A 20,004-nucleotide genomic window follows, 5' to 3' on the forward strand; every position below is an offset into this window, starting at 1 on the left:
ACGTATCTCCATTCAATACAAGTGCTATGCCAATTACTGCCCGCGTTTGCCAACCATGATGTAAATCGTTTTGAAAATAATGAATAGATCCATCTTGAGCCACTGGAACGTTGAACTCAGAGCCAGTGCATAGGCGTGATCAAAGGCGATTTTGTTTTTTACATCTTCCAGGCTGCTGTCATAGCCTTGGTTGACCTGGGCGAGACCGGTGATTCCCGGTTTCAGGCCAGCTGTGCGCTCGAGGTAAAATGGCAATGCATTTTGCAATTTGCCGCAAAATTCAGGGCGCTCAGGCCTTGGCCCGATCAATGCCATATCGCCTTTGAGGACATTGAGCAACTGGGGCAGCTCATCGAGCCGGGTGACACGCAGAAAGTGGCCGGTGCGGGTAATGCGGGAGTCATTCTGCCGGGCCCAGATCGCCCCAGACTTCGACTCAGCATGACTAGACATAGAGCGAAATTTAATAATTTCAAACAGTTCAACTTGCTCCTCGCTGATCCGGCCAACACGAAGCTGGCGATAGAAAATGGGGCCAGGGGAGTCAAGCTTGATCAACAAGGCGATCAAAGGCCAGATCGGTAACGTTAATACCATACCGATTGATGCCAGCAAGATATCACTGGTGCGCTTGAGTAGCTGGGTCGACAGGGCCTGGTAGTTTGACAATGGGGGCAAGTGGCGCCAGCCACTGCGAAAGTGGCCCAGCAGGTAACGGAGCATACCTATTAGCGAGGCTGCATAGCTGCTGACAAAATAATGCAGTTTATCGGTAGCCTTGCTGGACACGCCAAATAGCGGCAGGGTGGCAGCGATATACCCTGTTGCCTGCAGGACTGTCAGGGCTTGGGCTACTGCTGAACCCTGGATGGCCAAGCTAAGCGAGAGCAGAAAGTAACCGATCAAAATGAAAGGCATGACGGTTCTCATGGCTTTGCCTGACGTGAAAAGCCAGCGCGCACCATGATGGGAGTGGCGGAACACGAAGCGGCAGCGGATCAGTTGCTGCAGATTGCCGGCACCAATGCGTTGGCGGCGCTGGTAGGTATCCTGAACGGTGGATAGGGAGAGTTCGACACTGTTGATATAGTGGTTGAACTGGACTTGGTAGCCTTGCTTGATCACCAGCATGGTCTGGATGAAATCATCATTAATGGTATCTTCCGGCAAGTAGGAAAAAAGCGGGGCACGGACAATATAGAATGCCCCGTTGCCGCCCATGACACTGCCGAGTTTTGCTTCCGTCTGGCGAATTGAGTTCTGCCACTGCCAGTACTGTTGCTCACCGCTGGTGGCTTCGGCCAATAGGTAGTTACAGGTCAAGGCCCCGACTTTCGGATCGGTGAAGCTATCGGCGGCTTGGCGAAGGGCATCGATGGAGAGCAACGCAGAGACATCGGACATAGCGATCAAATCTGCTTGGTCTCTAACCATACTGAGCAGCTGGTTGATGCGTATCACTTTGCCTTTGTTTTCCGCTTCAACGATGCACTCTAGCTGAATGCCAGCACCGGCATACTTGGCTTGCCACGCTTGTACCTGCTCGGCGGTATTGTCACTGCAACCATCGCAGCAGATCCAGACAGAGAGCTTTTCGGCTGGGTAATCGAGCACCACCAGATTGGCTAGCTTGGCGTCGATAAATTCTGCCTCGTTATGGGCTGGAATCATGATGGCAACCGAGGGGAGTGTTTTGTCCACGGAATAGGGCCCTAAGGTTGCCTCCGCTTGTGCAGAGTCTTTTGCCTTGCGCCCCAGAAATACCATCAAAGCGGTATAGATGATGTGGTGATAGATAATCACGACAGTCATTGCGGTTAGTACAATCCAGCTCATAGTCATTTCGTTATCCTTTTCCAAGCGATTCATATGAAGCCGTCATTTCCCGAACATCGGCTAACCGACGGATATATTGGGTTGTTTGCTGGCAGTCATGGATAGGTATGCGGAATTTTTCCTCTAAGCTCTGGGCCAGTAACGTGGGTTGTTCTGGCGGGATCAGGTGACCGCTATGAGGACAGATCAGATCGGGGATCCCGCCGACATTAGTGGCGACAACAGGCTTGCCGCACGCCTGGGCTTCAAGCAATGCCAGGGGCAGCCCCTCCTGGCGGGAAGGCATGCAGAACAGGTCGATGGCGCGGTAGAAATCCAGCATGTTGTCACAGCGGCCAAGCCAGTGAACGCGGACCGCCAGCCCAAGCTGCTGCGACATGTTTTGCAGCTTTATTCGTTCTGGGCCGTGGCCGGCCACTACGACGTGGTAGGCCTCTGGTAGCTTTGCCAGTGCTTCGAGCAGGGTATCCAGCCCTTTTTCATGAACCAAGCGACCGGCACAGCCAATGAGCCGTTTATCCGTGGGTAGCAATAGGCGTTGCCTTGCCTGGTTGGTTTGCCCCGGGCAATAGTGCTGGGTATCGATCCCGTTGACAATAACATGATCAGTGCCGATCCCCCGGACTTTGAGCTGAGCGGCAATGCGCGGCGCGTCGGCAACAAGCTGGATACTGCTGCCCATCAGCAGGCTGCGGGTGAGTAAGCGCTGCTTGGCATCATCGAGGTGCCAGCTGTCGTGTTCTGTTTGGATGTGGGTGATCCCGCTGAGCCCGATACACGCCATACGGCTGTAGAGTAACGGGCCCAGGTGGTGGGAATGGACCACTTGGGCTTGTAATGAGCGGATAAGGCGGCGCAGAGTGAAAACGATTTTCACGCTAAGGCCAGAAGGTTTGCCGAGGAAGAATAAGCGATCCGCAAGTGGGGCTAGCTCGGGCCATTGTTCGATAGCTTGCGCTTTGCAGCCTTCCAGTGCGACGACATACACTTGATTGTCGGCGGAGGCAAATCGCACCAGGTTGAGTACCAGTCGCTCAATACCGCCGGGACTTAGATGCTGGACAACCTGGAGAGTCGTAGTGGTCATGCTGTCTCCTCGGGAAAGTGGGGGGTGCGTATTAGCACGGGGGCCTTGGCCAGACGGACGATCTGCTGGCTTTGGTACAGTCGGGTATCAAGCAATTGCACCGCGCAAACCAGTGATAGCCCGAGGCCGAAACCGACCACAATCCCCATGGTGAAGTTGAACCACCACGGCCAGTTCAATGGCTGATTAGGGACGCTGGGACGTGCAATGATCTTGAGTTTGTCGGGTTCTTCAAAACGCCCGAGTTGGCCGGTCACCTTGGCCATTTCGTAGCGCTCGAGTAGCTGGTTGTATATCTTGGCCTTGACGTCATAGTTGCGCTGCAGCACGGTCAGCTCTTTTTCCAGTTGGGCAAACTCGACCCGTTTCCTCTCCAAACGTGAGGCCTGGGCCTGGAGCAAGTTGAGCTCCCCCTCCAGCGATTGGATTTGGCTTTCTGCCTGCTGCAGTTGTTCGAACTGGCTGATCAGCAGAGGTTGGTTGGGGTTATCGAGTTGTTGAGTATTGCTGGCGATGCGCTGCCAGAGTTGGCCAATCTCTTGAGCGTTGAGTGATTGTTGCTGGTCAACTAAGCGCGAACGCTCTTGCTTCAGGCGATTTAGCTGGCGAAGCACGGCCTTGACCGAAGAGTGGAGGTCGGTATAACGGGCCCTGAGTATGGTCAGCTCGGCTTCGGCTTTGACAATCTCCGCTTCGAGCATCCCAACGATAGGGTTGGTACTGGCAAGGCGGCCATAGAAGTTATCGCGTTTGGCGCGGGCGTTGAGCAGTTCGCGTTTGGTCTCTTGGATAAGGGTGTTTATCTGGGCATCATTTTGGATTCGGCTTCCTTGTAGCTGGGGGAGGTTGCCGGCATTGTCTGATTTGAACTTCGCCAGGGCGCTTTCGGCATTTTCCAAGTCGGTTAGGGTTGCTTCGAGCTGCTGCTGGAGAAATTGCTCGGAGTTGTCAACCGAGGCGCGACCTGGAGCGCGTAGCTTATCGAGAAACAATGCAGAGAGCTTGTTGAGGATGTGCGGCATTTCCGCTGGTGTGTGCCAATTCAGGCCTAATTGAACCAAGTCACTGCCGACCAGGTTGATACTGAGATTGCTATTGAGCTGGCTGACAACCGTATTGAGTTGGCTTTGGTTACCGGCAGGAGAGAGCCCCAAGTCGATAGCGACTTGCTCCAGCACAAACTGGCTGTGGAGTAACACCCGCAGCGCCTTGATCCGTTTTTGGAGGTTCATCGAAATTGACAGGTCTTCCAAAAAGGGATTTAGCATCGCGGCTTCCTGAACCAGGATTGTGGTTTGGGCGAAATAACGCTTGGCCTTCACGGCACCGCCAGCCGTCATGAGCAAGGGCATGATGACCATAGGGAGCAGCAGCAGGTAGCGATGATTCCACAGCGCCTGCAGTAGCGGATACAGCTTGGCGAAGAGTTGGTGTCTCATGGCGACTGTCTTTGCAATACCAGGGTATCGGCATTCTGACTGGGCGCATATTCCAGGTGCAGTGGAATGCTTTGGCTCTCCGCCAACTTGCTGACAGCATGGATTCGTTTCTGGCCCTGCATCAAAGCATCAAAAGGATTGGCCAAGTCTGCCGGCGCCACTTTGGCAATTAACTGGTGATAGGGATTGTCGGCCAAGAATTTACTAATTTTTCTTTGTTGTTCGGACGTCAGCGAGATTTGCTCCGGGCTGAAAAAAAGTGTCAGGCTGGCCTGAGGAGGGGGCGAGGCACAGCCAAATACCAGTAGGCAGCCGATGACAACCAATATTCTTTTCATACATCCCCCGGAGGTTTTAAATTACTACTTCATTTATTGATAGCAAAAAAAGTGCCCGAAGTTAGCTAAGTTGTAATCTGACGCCTGAAATCATTGACATCACTCAGCGTCTCAGCCCCTGTTGAATGGCCTCGACGGCTTGTATCGCACGGTGCTCCCAGCTTTCATTTGCTACGGCTCTATAGGCTTGTCGCGAATAGCTCTGTCTTTGCCGTGGTGTCCACTGGATGTAGTGGTCGATAGCGGCCAGCCACTCATCGGTGCTGGTGGCGGTGGTGATGACGGAATGGTAAGGGAGCGTTGCGGGATAGCGGCTACTGATCACCGGGCAGCCCGCGGCTAGATATTCTCTGAGTTTTAACGGATTACATGCCTGAATTTGCTCATTGTCAACAAAGGGCAGGATAGCCATGGTCCAGTGTTGCAGGTAGCGCGCTAGCTGGTGGTGGGGCTTGGCGGGCAATAAGATGATATTTCCTTGCTGGCGCAATGTTTCGATATCACCATCTTGGCGGCCGATGAAGTAAAAATTGAAATTGGGCCGGGCCTTGGCAAGCTTGAGCAGCAAGGGCTGATCCAGCCAGGTGTTGAGACTGCCATAGAACCCGATACTGGGCCGGGACAGGTCGATATCATCAGGACAATCGGTAGGTTTTGCAAAATGCGACAAATGTACCCCGTGCGGTAGCAGAACGGTTTTGCTGGCGGGAAATCTTTCTTGAAGGGTGGTGCTACAGGCAAAAATGAGATCAGCCCGAGCCACCAAGCGCTGTTCGGCCCTGGTGGCCTGTTGGTGATCGACGCCAGCCAGAGCGGAAAAATCATCGCCACAGTAATACACGACTAAATCGCCGTCGCAGATATCGAGGTAATCAACCGCGCTGGGTAGCGCCGCCCAAACTATCCGCTGGGATTGCTTTGCATTGAGTTGCCGCCTGAGTTGCCGTTTGAGTAACTGCCTGTTGAGGTGCCTGAGCAACGTGGATTGTGCCATTGGCCATACCATCGGCTTGGTGATGGTTGCCGGCTCCAAGGCCGTTAGGCTTGGTACGCTTGCTTTAGGGCACGGCCTGGCGGCGCAGATTTTTTCCCATACCCGCTTGAGATCCCGGCGGGTCAGTGTCGGTTGGCGTAAGCCGATGGAGTTGATCCAATGGACCGGATATTTTTCCCCGATTGCCTGCAATATGTGTTGGCTGCTGGAGGGGTGACGCCCCCAATCCTCGCCGAAAACCAGAAATTCCATCTCAGTACTCCAGCGGCTTGATCACTCTAGCCGGGTTTCCTCCGGCGAGCACGCCGGGGGGGATGTCTTTTGTCACTACACTGCCTGCGGCAATTACGCTTCCTTCACCAATGGTAACGCCAGCCATCACCATGACGCCGGTGCCAAGCCAGGCATTGCGGCACAGATGAATATCACCTACCTGGCCCTCGGTGTCCGGTTGGCCAGCGGCCCGGGCGATAGGATCGATAGGGTGGCCGGGAAAACCGGCGAGAAAGACTTGGCTGGCAAGCCTGACATTGTCGTCAATACGAATGGTACGCCCCACCGCAAGGGTGTTCTGCCAGCCGATATCGACATTGTTCCCCACGATAAGCCGGGGTTTTTGTTGCCCCCATGCCCGTCCGCAGTAGGTTGCGATACCGGAGAGGCGGCATTGTTCGCCGATTTGAATATCCAGCGGGCCAAGGACTTGCGGCATACCACAAGCAAGGTGGAGTTGGCGTGGCCGGTTGGCGAGACGGGAGATAAACATGGGTGTGAAATAGCCTTTTTGCAAAATGCAATGCAGGCTTTGCTTAACAGCGAGATGCAACTGGTACATGCAGCGGTGCACAACCGGAATGCAAGGAAAGTAGCTTCCGCGTAACTGACGGAGCCAGTTTTTAAGGAGCGCAAGGTGGCTAGGTGCCAGATGGGCCTTGACGAACGCGCGCATGGTTAGCCTCCTGATTAAGGGTTAGCCGATCTAAAGCCAGTAACAGGCCGATCAATATATACAGCGGCCAGGTGGTACCCTGGGTGAGGAAAGTGCCGCCGACACAGAATGACAAGGTGCCAAGCCACAGCCCCTGGGCCAGTGGTTTCATTTCATGATCCTCAAGCCGTTTGAGAAGCTGGTAGCTGACACGCAGGGCCCCGATAAGCATAAGCAGGAATAATACCAGCCCGACAAAACCTGTTTCCGATAGGATCTGGAGCCAGGTGCTGTGTACCGCATGGTTTTTGCCATCCCAGTGCGGCGAATAGAAGTAGTAGTTATAGAAGAAGTTGTTGAGCCCGACGCCGGTGAAGGGGTTGCTGATAGCCATGTTGAGGGCCGCCTGCCAAGCGTAGATACGGCCCATTGCCGACTCATCGATGCCAGCTTCGGCAGCGCCGCCTGAGCTACGATCGCTGATCCCCGCTAGTAGCACCAAGGTCAGTAGTCCGATCCCGCTGATAACGGTAGGCAGCACAATCGAGCGGCTTCTCATCAGGGCCATCGCAAAGACGACACTGGCTATCCCCAATAAACCGCCGCGGCTTTGGGTCGCCAGGACGCTCATGATCATGGTGAGCAGTACCAGTATCGACAAAGCCCGTTGCCACTTCGGGCCGTGGAAGCTGTACGCCATGGCAAATGAAACCGGGAACTGCAGCACCAAGGCCAGATCATTGGGATCGCCGAGCATTGAGCCGATATCCCTACTGATAGTGACCCGAGTGCCTTCCACCAAGCCGATGCCATTGGCTTTGTTGAAGAGGGCCAAACCACCAATCAGCAATCCGCTGAGCAATAGCAGGTAAGGAATGATTTTGAGCTGTGCCAGCCGCTGCGGTAGCCAGCTGATAGCGAAGACCATGATCACTATTTTGATGAAATTGCCATTGAGGCTGGCGAAGGCTTCGCCCCGATTGGTCGCAAATACGCAGGAGACCAGTACCCAGCCGCTAAACAGTAAAATCAGGGTCTGTAAGCGATGCCAGCAGATCGTCTCTCTCTGCGACCAGAGCTGCCAGCCCAGCCCTGCCAGGCTGGCCAAGGCTAACAGCTGGGGGATCTTCAGTGGCATCAGCACTGGGAAGGCTTCATGGATCCTGAAATAGGAGAAGATGATAAAGCCGACACAAACCAGAAAGGCTTGGCTGATGACAAAAGGCAAAACGAATAACAGGCTAACGACTAACACCAAGTTGCCGTGAGACATCCAGGTCAGACAAATCAGGCAACAGCTGGTCAGGGCGAGGAGCCATTGGTTTGGTCGCGTCATTAGCCGCTCCCCAAGCCTTTGTTAAGCCCTGACGGCTCTCTTTTTTTGGTTATTTGCTTGCCAAGCCATGGCCAGCTGACTTGGATGGCCAGTAATAGCAGGCAGAGCGCCTCATACATGATAGATAATTGAAAGTGACTGAACAGTAGCATGGCCACAAGAGCATAACTGGCACCCAATCGATAGAGCGGGTAGGGCAGGCGAAGGTAGTGTTGGCTCCAGCCAAAAAAGAGGCCGGCCCGCAACAGCTGCAAAGCGATACTCGCCCAGATAAAGGCATAAAGGCCGAAATTGGGCAGGATGAATAACAGCAGTAGTACCGCACAGCTGGCGCTGATCACGCCTATCATCATGATGCTTTTGCCGTCTTTCTGGAAATAGCAGCCGATATTGAGCAATGTGCTGGCATGTTTGAACATGATAGCAATGCCCAGTAGGGGCAGTATGTTGGCGCTGGCATGAAATTCGGGCGGAAGCCATATCAGCAGGAAGCGAGAGCCGATGGTGATGATCCCCGCGGCAACTAGGCTACTTAGCTGGCAGCCAAGGACGCTGATCGTGGCGGCGTGTTGGCGATCGGCTTGAGTGCGCAGTAGACCAAAGCGCTTGGGAAACCACCACAGCCCGAATGGTTCGAGCAACAAGCTGGCAGCGATTGCCCACTGGATAGCGATGGCATAGGGGGCAAGGGAGGCCAGCCCCAGCGTTTGTGCTATTGCCCAGCGTTCAGCTCCGAGCACCATGAAGTTAAGCACTCCCGACAGGGTAATTGCCCAGCCATATTTGAGTAGCAACGAGTTATTGCCCAGCTTGGGGGAGGGAAAGCTTTTGGCTAATACGATGACTTGCACTATCTGGGCAACCAAGCCCGCAGCCATGATCCCCTCGATGCCGTAATGGGGAGCAAGGAGGACAATCCCTACTCCTTGGGTCAGTGCAAACACAACCTGGGCGGCAACAAAATGTGTTGCTTGGTTGCGGATCCGCAAAATGGCCAAGGGCACGCAGCAAAGTGTATTGAGAAACAGGGTAACGAGCAGGCAGCGGAGGGCAAACTCGGCAGGCATGCCGGGCAAGATCTGCTGTATTTGAGGTACCGCCAATTGGCCGATAATAGTTAGCCCGCCGGCAATTGTGAGTATGAGCCCAAACGCCGAGCTGAAAATGGTCATTGGCTCTTGTTGTTCATGGGCAAAGCGGTAGATAGCATCGCTGATCCCAAATGACATCGCCAGTGTCAGTAAGCAGCTCAGGGTGACTAGCACATCCAAGCGACCAAACTGTTCCGGTCCCAGCCATTGGGTGACAAAGGGCTGTAGTCCCAAAGCGATGAGCTTGCTGCTGATCAACCCAACGGCGTACACCGCCATCGTCATGGAGACGGTCATGAAACTTCCACTTGGGCAGAGAGCTTTTGGGCCTGCGTTCGAGCAGTAAATTGATCCATGACCCGTTTAAACGCCTTTTCCCTGATCGGAGCGAGTGCCGAGGCGGGCTGGTGGCGGAGATATGCCATGGCGTCGGCCAGTGCGCGGTGATCATTCATGGGAACCTGAAGGCCATATTGTTTTTCGAGGATTTCATCGCAACCTGCCAGATCCGTTGTAATAACGGGTAGCCCCAGGGCCATCGCTTCTTTGATGACAAGCGGGCCGGTGTCTTTATCGCCATTGGGCGCAACAGTAAACGGGGCAACCAAGGCTTTATAGTCACTGGCGTGCTGGCGGTACCAGGTGGCTTCTTTGCGGCCCAGAAAGTGGATCTGTGCGCTAAGCCCCAGTTGTCGGGCTTGCTGCTGTAAGTGAGATAGCAGGGGGCCATCACCAACAATGTCCAAATTCGTGTCTGGTGGCAGCCGGTGCAGTGCATTAAGCAGTGTGTCCAGCCCTTTCTTGGCCACCAATCGACCGACAAATAGAAAGTCTTTATCGGGTTGCCAGTAGGGATTGAGCGGAGGGTACTGGGCTGAATCAATACCGCAGGGAATATGCAAAACTGGACGTTCAGTTGCAGCCTGCAGCTCAATTTGCATCTCTTTGGTGACCGCGCAGATAAAATCGGCAGCTTGCAGCTTGCTATCAATGTCCTGCGGTGTGGCATAGATATCAGCGCCATGGCCGACAAATGAGACGGGAATATTGAGTAATTTGGCCGCGACAATAGCGGTTGCCGTGCTGTGCCAGGCAAAGTGGGCGTGAAGGTGTTCGCATTGGTCTCTCTTGGCCAAGTAAGCCAGCTGCAGTCCTTGTCTTAGTAGTGACAAGTATGTAAACCCTTTTTGCTGTCTGAGAAATGTGTGGCAGCGATGAATGTTCCACAGCCCTTCAAATGGGTAGGTTGGTGCTGTGGATAGGTAGCGGCAATGTTGCTTGAGCTCGTCGTCCGCAGGCTGGAAATGCTGTCCTGGACTGAAGGCATAGGTCTGGACTGGATGCCCCAGTGCTTTCATTGCCCTGATCTCAACACCAACAAAGGTTTCGGATAACGTTGGGAATACCGGTATCACATAACCAATCTTCTTCATTGCTCAATCCTCGCGGTGTCTTTGCCCGAGCTAGAGGTGGCTGCTTGAGCACTATCTCTTGGGCTTCCAGGCAAGTGGTCTCCTTAATCACATATCCAATATTGATGCCAATACGCATTGGCGTGTCGATTGCATTGACTAGCGAGGAAAATTGACAGAGGTGTATCGGATGAGCTCAGAAGCAGAAGTGAGTGTTGTTATTCCTAATTATAATTGTTTGCCGACGCTACCACGTGCCATCGAAAGCATCAGGATGCAAGGAATGCCGGTTGAGATCATTGTTGTGGACGATGGTTCAACCGATGGCTCACGTGAGTGGTTGGCTAGGCAAGTGGACATCACATTGTTGTTGACAGAACGGGCGGGGGTGTCGCAAGCAAGAAACGTTGGGGTTTCGCATTGCTCCAATGAGTTAATTGCTTTTCTTGATGCTGATGACTATTGGTTGGAAAACAAGTTACCCCAGCAACTATCGTTGCATCGACATTTCCCGGAGCTGGTATGTAGTTTTACCGATTACATGCATGTGAGCGAGGCAGGGCGGCCTATTATCAGCTGTTTTGAATATTGGCCGCGCTTTAGGAAGCAAATAGGCAATAATCCAGTCGTGGTTTTGACGTCGCTCACCCCATTACTCTATGCCGAGAACGTGGTCGGTACCAGTACCGTCATCGTAAGAAAGCAAACCCTACTAGAGGTTGGGGGGTTCGATCCTCACTTGAAATCGGCTTCTGATTGGGATTTGTGGTTGAAAGTAGCAGAGCAAGGTGTCGTTGGGGTTCTTAATGCTAATTTTTGTCATTACATTTCAGATAGAGCTGATGCAATAAGTCGTGATCACAACAAGCGGCTCGAAGCGATGAAGCGTATCCTTGACCGGCACCGTCCTAAAGTTAGCAAACACCCAGCGGATCTGCTGGCGGGGTATTTGCGCTGGGTGACAGGGAAGGCGGAATATAATCGGTTGAAGAAAGCCTATTGCTATTCGGCCTGCCAGGAGATCATGGTGCTGTGTTTCCAGCCGAGTAAAAGAAGAGTGAAAGCCGCAGGTCGGGATATATTGAGTGTTTTGACGCTAAAATGAACCGGTTTGGATTGCCTGGTTTGTTTTTTGCTCGGTCGGCGTTTTTTTTTGGTTTTTATGCTTGCCAATAATAAATCTCTCCCTATAATGCCGCATCACCGACACGGAGAACGGTGCTGAAAAGCCCACTGCGTAGCGGAAGGGAGTTCACTCTTAAAAATAAATTTTCAAAAAGTGTTTGACACTGAGAATTGATTGGATAGAATGGCTGCCCTGTTCAACGAGAGATTGTTTCGATAATCACTAATAAGACGTTGAATATATTGTTCTTTAACAATTTGACCATGCAATCTGTGTGGGCACTCGTGAAATGATAGTCAAAAAGAATTATCAATGAAACTGAGTGACCAAATCGAATCGCAAGATTCGGCACAGTCAATTCTTACTTACTTTTTGTCTTCACTTTTTAAAGTGAAATAAATTGGAAGTAATAACAGTATTCATTGAGCCAAAACTTTAATTGAAGAGTTTGATCATGGCTCAGATTGAACGCTGGCGGCAGGCCTAACACATGCAAGTCGAGCGGCAGCGACATAACTGAACCTTCGGGGGACGTTATGGGCGGCGAGCGGCGGACGGGTGAGTAATGCCTGGGAATATGCCCTGATGTGGGGGATAACCATTGGAAACGATGGCTAATACCGCATAATCTCTTCGGAGCAAAGAGGGGGACCTTCGGGCCTCTCGCGTCAGGATTAGCCCAGGTGAGATTAGCTAGTTGGTGAGGTAAGAGCTCACCAAGGCGACGATCTCTAGCTGGTCTGAGAGGATGATCAGCCACACTGGAACTGAGACACGGTCCAGACTCCTACGGGAGGCAGCAGTGGGGAATATTGCACAATGGGGGAAACCCTGATGCAGCCATGCCGCGTGTGTGAAGAAGGCCTTCGGGTTGTAAAGCACTTTCAGTTGTGAGGAAGGCGTTGTCGTTAATAGCGGCAGCGTTTGACGTTAGCAACAGAAGAAGCACCGGCTAACTCCGTGCCAGCAGCCGCGGTAATACGGAGGGTGCGAGCGTTAATCGGAATTACTGGGCGTAAAGCGCATGCAGGCGGCTTGTTAAGCCAGATGTGAAAGCCCGGGGCTCAACCTCGGAATAGCATTTGGAACTGTCAGGCTAGAGTCTTGTAGAGGGGGGTAGAATTTCAGGTGTAGCGGTGAAATGCGTAGAGATCTGAAGGAATACCGGTGGCGAAGGCGGCCCCCTGGACAAAGACTGACGCTCAGATGCGAAAGCGTGGGGAGCAAACAGGATTAGATACCCTGGTAGTCCACGCCGTAAACGATGTCTACTTGGAGGTTGGTGTCTTGAACACTGGCTTTCGGAGCTAACGCGTTAAGTAGACCGCCTGGGGAGTACGGTCGCAAGATTAAAACTCAAATGAATTGACGGGGGCCCGCACAAGCGGTGGAGCATGTGGTTTAATTCGATGCAACGCGAAGAACCTTACCTACTCTTGACATCCAGAGAACTTTCCAGAGATGGATTGGTGCCTTCGGGAACTCTGAGACAGGTGCTGCATGGCTGTCGTCAGCTCGTGTTGTGAAATGTTGGGTTAAGTCCCGCAACGAGCGCAACCCTTATCCTTGTTTGCCAGCACTTCGGGTGGGAACTCCAGGGAGACTGCCGGTGATAAACCGGAGGAAGGTGGGGACGACGTCAAGTCATCATGGCCCTTACGAGTAGGGCTACACACGTGCTACAATGGCGTATACAGAGGGCTGCCAACTTGCGAGAGTGAGCGAATCCCAGAAAGTACGTCGTAGTCCGGATTGGAGTCTGCAACTCGACTCCATGAAGTCGGAATCGCTAGTAATCGTGGATCAGAATGCCACGGTGAATACGTTCCCGGGCCTTGTACACACCGCCCGTCACACCATGGGAGTGGGCTGCACCAGAAGTAGATAGCTTAACCTTCGGGAGGGCGTTTACCACGGTGTGGTTCATGACTGGGGTGAAGTCGTAACAAGGTAGCCCTAGGGGAACCTGGGGCTGGATCACCTCCTTAACGATATGACTGCGTTTTACGCAGTGTCCACACAGATTGCTTGGTTAATAGTAAAAGACATACGGTATCGGGTCTGTAGCTCAGGTGGTTAGAGCGCACCCCTGATAAGGGTGAGGTCGGTGGTTCAAGTCCACTCAGACCCACCACTTCTTCTCCCAGAGGATGTGGTGACGGTATCGGTATTTCGATGGGGCTATAGCTCAGCTGGGAGAGCGCCTGCCTTGCACGCAGGAGGTCAGCAGTTCGATCCTGCTTAGCTCCACCACTCTCTAAAAACATTCTTGTGAGTGTGTTTAGAAAGTGGATGTCGAAAGACAAACACATGCTCTTTAACAATCTGGAAAGCTGACTAGTAAATTCAATCGATAGATTGATTTATTTTGTTCTTCTTTATGAAGAACGAGTTCTCAAGCAACACACATTCAAGTGTCTTGTGTAAGAGTCCGGCGAAACACAGTTCATCATACTCAGATGAACAACCTTGGTTGTTGAGCCATACGAAAGACCTCTTGGGGTTGTATGGTTAAGTGACTAAGCGTACACGGTGGATGCCTGGGCAGTCAGAGGCGATGAAGGACGTGCTAACCTGCGATAAGCCAAGAGAAGATGGTAAGAATCACTATACTCTTGGATTTCCGAATGGGGAAACCCAGCTGCATAAGCAGTTATCGTAACGTGAATACATAGCGTTGCGAGGCGAACCGGGGGAACTGAAACATCTAAGTACCCCGAGGAAGAGAAATCAACCGAGATTCCGGCAGTAGCGGCGAGCGAACCCGGATTAGCCCTTAAGCTAGTTTTGCGTCAGGTGAATGTGCTGGAAAGCACAGCGATACAGGGTGATAGCCCCGTAACCGGTAGCGCATTATCAGTGAAAACGAGTAGGACGGGACACGTGTTATCTTGTCTGAAGATGGGGGGACCATCCTCCAAGGCTAAATACTCCTGACTGACCGATAGTGAACCAGTACCGTGAGGGAAAGGCGAAAAGAACCCCTGTGAGGGGAGTGAAATAGAACCTGAAACCGTGTACGTACAAGCAGTAGGAGCCCTTCGGGGTGACTGCGTACCTTTTGTATAATGGGTCAGCGACTTAATTTTAGTAGCAAGGTTAACCGATTAGGGGAGCCGTAGGGAAACCGAGTCTTAACTGGGCGTACAGTTGCTAGGATTAGACCCGAAACCAGGTGATCTAGCCATGGGCAGGTTGAAGGTGAGGTAACACTTACTGGAGGACCGAACCGACTAATGTTGAAAAATTAGCGGATGACTTGTGGCTAGGGGTGAAAGGCCAATCAAACCTGGAGATAGCTGGTTCTCCCCGAAAGCTATTTAGGTAGCGCCTCGGACGAATACTACTGGGGGTAGAGCACTGTTAAGGCTAGGGGGTCATCCCGACTTACCAACCCTTTGCAAACTCCGAATACCAGTAAGTACTATCCGGGAGACACACGGCGGGTGCTAACGTCCGTCGTGGAGAGGGAAACAACCCAGACCGCCAGCTAAGGTCCCAAAGTTATAGCTAAGTGGGAAACGATGTGGGAAGGCTCAGACAGCCAGGATGTTGGCTTAGAAGCAGCCATCATTTAAAGAAAGCGTAATAGCTCACTGGTCGAGTCGGCCTGCGCGGAAGATTTAACGGGGCTAAGCTATACACCGAAGCTGCGGCAATGCATTTTATGTATTGGGTAGGGGAGCGTTCTGTAAGCGGTTGAAGGTGCATCGTAAGGTGTGCTGGACGTATCAGAAGTGCGAATGCTGACATGAGTAACGATAAAGGGAGTGAAAAACTCCCTCGCCGGAAGACCAAGGGTTCCTGTCCAACGTTAATCGGGGCAGGGTGAGTCGACCCCTAAGGCGAGGCCGAAAGGCGTAGTCGATGGGAAACGGGTTAATATTCCCGTACTTCTTACTATTGCGATGGGGGGACGGAGAAGGCTAGGTGGGCCTGGCGACGGTTGTCCAGGTTCAAGGGTGTAGGCTGTAATCTTAGGCAAATCCGGGATTACTTAAGGCTGAGACCCGATGTCGAGCCGCTACGGCGGTGAAGTCATTGATGCCATGCTTCCGGGAAAAGCCTCTAAGCTTCAGATAGTAAGGAATCGTACCCCAAACCGACACAGGTGGTCGGGTAGAGAATACCAAGGCGCTTGAGAGAACTCGGGTGAAGGAACTAGGCAAAATGGTACCGTAACTTCGGGAGAAGGTACGCTGCCGGCGGTGAAGAGACTTGCTCTTGGAGCTGCTGGCAGTCGCAGATACCAGGTGGCTGCAACTGTTTATTAAAAACACAGCACTGTGCAAAATCGAAAGATGACGTATACGGTGTGACGCCTGCCCGGTGCCGGAAGGTTAATTGATGGGGTTAGACTTCGGTCGAAGCTCTTGATCGAAGCCCCGGTAAACGGCGGCCGTAACTATAACGGTCCTAAGGTAGCGAAATTCCTTGTCGGGTAAGTTCCGACCTGCACGAATGGCGTAATGATGGCCACGCTGTCTCCACCCGAGACTCAGTGAAATTGAAATCGCAGTGAAGATGCTGCGTACCCGCGGCTAGACGGAAAGACCCCGTGAACCTTTACTACAGCTTGGCACTGAACATTGACCCTACATGTGTAGGATAGGTGGGAGGCTTTGAAACCAGCACGCCAGTGTTGGTGGAGCCGTCCTTGAAATACCACCCTTGTAGTGTTGATGTTCTAACGTCGCCCCGTTATCCGGGGTGCGGACAGTGCCTGGTGGGTAGTTTGACTGGGGCGGTCTCCTCCCAAAGCGTAACGGAGGAGCACGAAGGTGGGCTAATCACGGTCGGACATCGTGAGGTTAGTGCAATGGCATAAGCCCGCTTGACTGCGAGAATGACGGTTCGAGCAGGTGCGAAAGCAGGTCATAGTGATCCGGTGGTTCTGTATGGAAGGGCCATCGCTCAACGGATAAAAGGTACTCCGGGGATAACAGGCTGATACCGCCCAAGAGTTCATATCGACGGCGGTGTTTGGCACCTCGATGTCGGCTCATCACATCCTGGGGCTGAAGTCGGTCCCAAGGGTATGGCTGTTCGCCATTTAAAGTGGTACGCGAGCTGGGTTTAGAACGTCGTGAGACAGTTCGGTCCCTATCTGCCGTGGGCGTTGGATGATTGAGAGGGGCTGCTCCTAGTACGAGAGGACCGGAGTGGACGAACCTCTGGTGTTCGGGTTGTGTCGCCAGACGCATTGCCCGGTAGCTAAGTTCGGAATCGATAACCGCTGAAAGCATCTAAGCGGGAAGCGAGCCTCAAGATGAGTCATCCCTGAACCTATAAGGTTCCTGAAGGGTTGTTGGAGACTACGACGTAGATAGGCAGGGTGTGTAAGCGTTGTGAGGCGTTGAGCTAACCTGTACTAATTGCCCGTGAGGCTTAACCATACAACACCCAAGGGGTTTTAACGGACTCCATGAGCACTTGAATGTAGTGCGAGAACATCAGCTTTCTAAGATTGTAAGAATTTTGCTTGGCGACCATAGCATTATGGACCCACCTGATCCCATGCCGAACTCAGCAGTGAAACGTAATAGCGCCGATGGTAGTGTGGGGCCTCCCCATGTGAGAGTAGGACATCGCCAGGCTTTAAATTTTAGAAATTCGCAAACGCGGGTTTCAACGCAGAATTGCGTGCTGGTATAGCTCAGTTGGTAGAGCGCACCCTTGGTAAGGGTGAGGTCCCCAGTTCAAATCTGGGTACTAGCACCACGATTTTGTTCAGCGACAATAGCACAGCGGTACCACCTGATCCCATGCCGAACTCAGAAGTGAAACGTTGTAGCGCCGATGGTAGTGTGGGGCCTCCCCATGTGAGAGTAGGTCATTGCTGAACACTTCTTCCAAACCCAGCCTAACGGCTGGGTTTTTTCATATCTGGCGCTTGTAAAATAGCACGCCCTCGTCGTCTCTTGATGAGTTTTCTTCATGCTATAAAGGCTGCTCTTTCATTCTTTTAATCTTCTTTTGCTTGCACCTGCGAGTGATCTCTTATAGTTTTATTTAGATATCTGGACGTCTAAACATCTCTGTAGGGGAAATAGACGGGAAAACGTTTAAGGAGAAGCACCAATGCCGATTAAGATCCCTGACCAATTACCTGCCACCGACATTCTGCGAAGTGAGAATATCTTCGTGATGTCGGAAGCCCGTGCATCCAGTCAGGAAATCCGTCCTTTGAAGGTGCTGCTGCTTAATTTGATGCCGAAGAAGATCGAAACGGAGACTCAGTTCCTGCGCTTGTTGTCCAACAGCCCGCTTCAAGTCGATGTTGAGTTGCTCCGCATCGATAACCGGCCGACGAGAAATACGCCGACAGAACACCTCGATACCTTCTACCGTCAGTTCGAGATGGTGAAGGAGCGGAACTTTGACGGCCTGATCGTCACCGGTGCGCCATTAGGTCTGGTACAGTTTGAGGATGTGCTGTATTGGGAAGAGATCCAGACCATCATGAATTGGGCCAAGGAGCATGTGACCTCGACCTTGTTTGTTTGCTGGGCAGCCCAGGCTGGACTGAAACTGCTGTACGATCTGCCCAAGCGCACCCGTAAGGAGAAACTCTCCGGCGTGTATTGGCACCGGATCCATGATGGCCACAACCCTATTCTGCGTGGCTTTGATGACTCTTTCCTGGCGCCGCATTCCCGTTATGCGGACTTCTCGCCGGAGTACCTGGCTGAGCATACCGATCTCGATATTCTTGCGACATCAGAGCAAGCTGGCGTTTACCTTGCTGCAACCAAAGACAAGCGTAACGTCTTTGTCACCGGTCACCCGGAGTATGATGTCGATACCTTACATAATGAATATGTACGCGATGTCGGTGAGGGCATGGAGCCAAATGTACCGGTAAACTACTACCCAGACAATAACCCTGATAACCCGCCGATTGCCAGCTGGCGTAGCCATGGTCATTTGTTATTTTCCAACTGGCTCAACTACTGCGTTTACCAGCAAACACCTTATGATTTGGACCATTTCTCGGAAGCCAATTTCACCAAGGATGAATAGCCTATAAGGGCGAAAAAAAAGACCTGCGTTATGCAGGTCTTTTTTGTATCCGCCTCAGTCGATTATCAGGCGTTGTTCTCAGCTTCCCACAGCTTGGCTTTGTGAATGAGCGGAGTGATTGTTGAGCCCTGGACCAATATCGAGAACACCACGACGGAGTAGGTCATCACCAGCATGATTTCACGGACGTCGATGTTTTTATCCGGGATCACCATGACGCCCGCCGGAATAGCCATTGCCATTGCTAGGGCAAGGCCGCCTCGCAGGCCACCCCAAGTGAGGATCTTGACGGATAACGGGTTGTAGTCACGATAGCGCTGGAAGCCGGCGTAAGAGAGTTTGATACTGAGGAAGCGGCTCAGTAGAACCAATGGCACCGCAATTACCATCAGTATCCAGTCTTCTTGGTGGAAGCTAAATTGCAGCATACTCATACCAATTAACAGGAACAGTACGCCGTTGAGGAACTCATCGACCAGCTCCCAGAAGTGATCGAGGTGATCTTCACTTTCTTTGGAAAAGCCAATATAGCGTGTCCAGTTACCGATCATGATGCCTGATACCACCATGGCCAGAGGGCCTGAAACATGAATAACGTCGGCGAAGACATAACCTGCGGTTGGGACACCCAAGGTCAACAGTAGCTCCATCGAGTGGTCATTGGTCGAGCTGATGAGGTAGTGGAAGATCAGGCCAAGGGCGAAGCCGTAGGCAATGCCGCCGATGGCTTCTTGCAGGAATAGCTGGCCGACGCCAAGAACGGTAGGGGCTTCGTTACCGAAAGCGATGGTAAATAGGGTAACGAAAATGACTAGGCCGAAGCCGTCATTGAATAGTGATTCGCCCTCAATTTGGGTTGAGATGCGTTTTGGCGCATCGAGTTTTTTGACAATGGCAAGGACGGCAATCGGGTCGGTCGGGGAGATCAGCGAGCCGAAGATCAGGCAGTAGATTAGATCAAGCGGGATGCCGAGCGCCTGGCAAATACCCCATAGGGAAAATCCGATAAAAAAGGTCGAGAACAAGGTTGCGGCGAGTGCCAGCGTGGTGATTTCCCATTTTTGGTCTTCCAGGTGGGGCAGTTTGATCCCAAGGCCACCGGCAAACAGCAAGAAGCCCAGGATCCCTTTGAGTAGGAAATTTTCAAAGTTGATTTCGCCAAGCTGGGCAGCGGCAACGTCCTCTAGATGGAACCAGCCGTTTTGCCCGGCAACGATGATGCCCAGCGATAGTACCAATGCCCCCGCAGTGATGGCGATAGTGGTCTGCATTTTTCCTATTTTGCTGTTTATAAAAGCGATCAGCATCGCTGCTGCCGCCAGAAAACAGAGGGTGCTGTAAACTGACATCCCGTGACCTCGATGATAGTTGAAAGTAAAGCTGAAAATTGTGTC

The 20,004-nt window shown here is 52.4% G+C and carries 12 protein-coding genes, 3 tRNA genes and 4 rRNA genes; 9 read left to right on the forward strand and 10 right to left on the reverse strand.

The window, feature by feature from the left end; translation table 11 throughout:
• Positions 1-33 precede the first annotated feature (33 nt).
• The 9 genes from PTW35_RS01425 to PTW35_RS01465 all read right to left on the reverse strand — a co-directional run bounded on the left by PTW35_RS01425 (position 34) and on the right by PTW35_RS01465 (position 10,482).
• Positions 34-1,836, reverse strand: a complete 1,803-nt coding sequence (locus tag PTW35_RS01425; RefSeq protein WP_281026265.1) for a sugar transferase — start codon at positions 1,834-1,836, stop codon at positions 34-36.
• Between the two features lie 10 nt (positions 1,837-1,846).
• Positions 1,847-2,923: a glycosyltransferase gene (locus tag PTW35_RS01430; protein WP_281026266.1), complete on the reverse strand. Its 1,077-nt coding sequence runs from the start codon at positions 2,921-2,923 to the stop codon at positions 1,847-1,849.
• Positions 2,920-4,362, reverse strand: coding sequence for a sugar transporter (locus PTW35_RS01435; protein WP_281026267.1), 1,443 nt, complete (start codon positions 4,360-4,362; stop codon positions 2,920-2,922). The genes PTW35_RS01430 and PTW35_RS01435 overlap by 4 nt, the downstream gene beginning before the upstream one ends.
• Positions 4,359-4,700 (reverse strand): hypothetical protein, encoded by a 342-nt coding sequence (locus tag PTW35_RS01440; protein WP_281026268.1) that lies wholly within the window; start codon positions 4,698-4,700, stop codon positions 4,359-4,361. Before PTW35_RS01440 ends, PTW35_RS01435 begins: the two co-directional genes overlap by 4 nt.
• 103 nt (positions 4,701-4,803) lie before the next feature.
• Complete coding sequence (locus tag PTW35_RS01445; protein WP_281026269.1) at positions 4,804-5,946, reverse strand: glycosyltransferase; 1,143 nt, start codon at positions 5,944-5,946, stop codon at positions 4,804-4,806.
• A 1-nt stretch (position 5,947) separates the two neighbouring features.
• A complete protein-coding gene (locus PTW35_RS01450) occupies positions 5,948-6,643 on the reverse strand; it encodes an acyltransferase (protein ID WP_281026270.1) in 696 nt (231 codons plus the stop codon).
• Entirely contained in the window at positions 6,609-7,958 is a 1,350-nt protein-coding gene (locus tag PTW35_RS01455) for an oligosaccharide repeat unit polymerase (protein WP_281026271.1), read from the reverse strand. The genes PTW35_RS01450 and PTW35_RS01455 overlap by 35 nt, the downstream gene beginning before the upstream one ends.
• Complete coding sequence (locus PTW35_RS01460) at positions 7,958-9,346, reverse strand: oligosaccharide flippase family protein (protein ID WP_281026272.1); 1,389 nt, start codon at positions 9,344-9,346, stop codon at positions 7,958-7,960. The genes PTW35_RS01455 and PTW35_RS01460 overlap by 1 nt, the downstream gene beginning before the upstream one ends.
• On the reverse strand, positions 9,343-10,482 hold the full coding sequence (locus PTW35_RS01465) for a glycosyltransferase (protein WP_281026273.1): 1,140 nt from the start codon (positions 10,480-10,482) through the stop codon (positions 9,343-9,345). Before PTW35_RS01465 ends, PTW35_RS01460 begins: the two co-directional genes overlap by 4 nt.
• A 169-nt stretch (positions 10,483-10,651) precedes the next feature.
• Here PTW35_RS01465 and PTW35_RS01470 point away from each other — a divergent pair, with 169 nt between their 5' ends.
• From PTW35_RS01470 to metA, 9 genes are all read left to right on the forward strand, one after another.
• Positions 10,652-11,566, forward strand: coding sequence for a glycosyltransferase family A protein (locus PTW35_RS01470; RefSeq protein WP_281026274.1), 915 nt, complete (start codon positions 10,652-10,654; stop codon positions 11,564-11,566).
• A gap of 457 nt (positions 11,567-12,023) precedes the next feature.
• Positions 12,024-13,575, forward strand: a 16S ribosomal RNA gene (locus PTW35_RS01475).
• A 69-nt stretch (positions 13,576-13,644) separates the two neighbouring features.
• Positions 13,645-13,721: transfer RNA gene (locus PTW35_RS01480), tRNA-Ile, on the forward strand.
• A gap of 43 nt (positions 13,722-13,764) precedes the next feature.
• Positions 13,765-13,840: transfer RNA gene (locus PTW35_RS01485), tRNA-Ala, on the forward strand.
• A 256-nt stretch (positions 13,841-14,096) separates the two neighbouring features.
• Positions 14,097-16,983 (forward strand): 23S ribosomal RNA (locus PTW35_RS01490).
• 85 nt (positions 16,984-17,068) lie between these two features.
• Positions 17,069-17,184, forward strand: a 5S ribosomal RNA gene (rrf, locus tag PTW35_RS01495).
• 48 nt (positions 17,185-17,232) lie between these two features.
• A tRNA-Thr gene (locus tag PTW35_RS01500) sits at positions 17,233-17,308 on the forward strand.
• 8 nt (positions 17,309-17,316) lie between these two features.
• Positions 17,317-17,432, forward strand: a 5S ribosomal RNA gene (gene rrf / locus PTW35_RS01505).
• Together the 16S, 23S and 5S rRNA genes with 3 tRNA genes alongside form the textbook arrangement of a ribosomal RNA operon.
• A gap of 236 nt (positions 17,433-17,668) precedes the next feature.
• The gene (metA, locus tag PTW35_RS01510) at positions 17,669-18,610 is read left to right on the forward strand and encodes a homoserine O-succinyltransferase (RefSeq protein WP_281026275.1); all 942 of its coding nucleotides are present in this window, start codon (positions 17,669-17,671) and stop codon (positions 18,608-18,610) included.
• Between the two features lie 65 nt (positions 18,611-18,675).
• On the opposite strand, the gene PTW35_RS01515 is transcribed toward metA, so the two are convergent.
• Complete coding sequence (locus PTW35_RS01515; RefSeq protein ID WP_281026276.1) at positions 18,676-19,959, reverse strand: sodium:proton antiporter; 1,284 nt, start codon at positions 19,957-19,959, stop codon at positions 18,676-18,678.
• Positions 19,960-20,004: the final 45 nt, after the last annotated feature.

The sequence above is a fragment of the Photobacterium sp. DA100 genome (assembly GCF_029223585.1).
GTDB lineage: Bacteria > Pseudomonadota > Gammaproteobacteria > Enterobacterales > Vibrionaceae > Photobacterium.

Coding starts and splice junctions, on each gene's coding strand:
- PTW35_RS01425 (WP_281026265.1), bottom strand. CDS start 1,836: ATGAGCTGGATTGTACTAACCGCAATGACTGTCGTGATTATCTATCAC.
- PTW35_RS01430 (WP_281026266.1), bottom strand. CDS start 2,923: ATGACCACTACGACTCTCCAGGTTGTCCAGCATCTAAGTCCCGGCGGT.
- PTW35_RS01435 (WP_281026267.1), bottom strand. CDS start 4,362: ATGAGACACCAACTCTTCGCCAAGCTGTATCCGCTACTGCAGGCGCTG.
- PTW35_RS01440 (WP_281026268.1), bottom strand. CDS start 4,700: ATGAAAAGAATATTGGTTGTCATCGGCTGCCTACTGGTATTTGGCTGT.
- PTW35_RS01445 (WP_281026269.1), bottom strand. CDS start 5,946: ATGGAATTTCTGGTTTTCGGCGAGGATTGGGGGCGTCACCCCTCCAGC.
- PTW35_RS01450 (WP_281026270.1), bottom strand. CDS start 6,643: ATGCGCGCGTTCGTCAAGGCCCATCTGGCACCTAGCCACCTTGCGCTC.
- PTW35_RS01455 (WP_281026271.1), bottom strand. CDS start 7,958: ATGACGCGACCAAACCAATGGCTCCTCGCCCTGACCAGCTGTTGCCTG.
- PTW35_RS01460 (WP_281026272.1), bottom strand. CDS start 9,346: ATGACCGTCTCCATGACGATGGCGGTGTACGCCGTTGGGTTGATCAGC.
- PTW35_RS01465 (WP_281026273.1), bottom strand. CDS start 10,482: ATGAAGAAGATTGGTTATGTGATACCGGTATTCCCAACGTTATCCGAA.
- PTW35_RS01470 (WP_281026274.1), top strand. CDS start 10,652: ATGAGCTCAGAAGCAGAAGTGAGTGTTGTTATTCCTAATTATAATTGT.
- metA (WP_281026275.1), top strand. CDS start 17,669: ATGCCGATTAAGATCCCTGACCAATTACCTGCCACCGACATTCTGCGA.
- PTW35_RS01515 (WP_281026276.1), bottom strand. CDS start 19,959: ATGTCAGTTTACAGCACCCTCTGTTTTCTGGCGGCAGCAGCGATGCTG.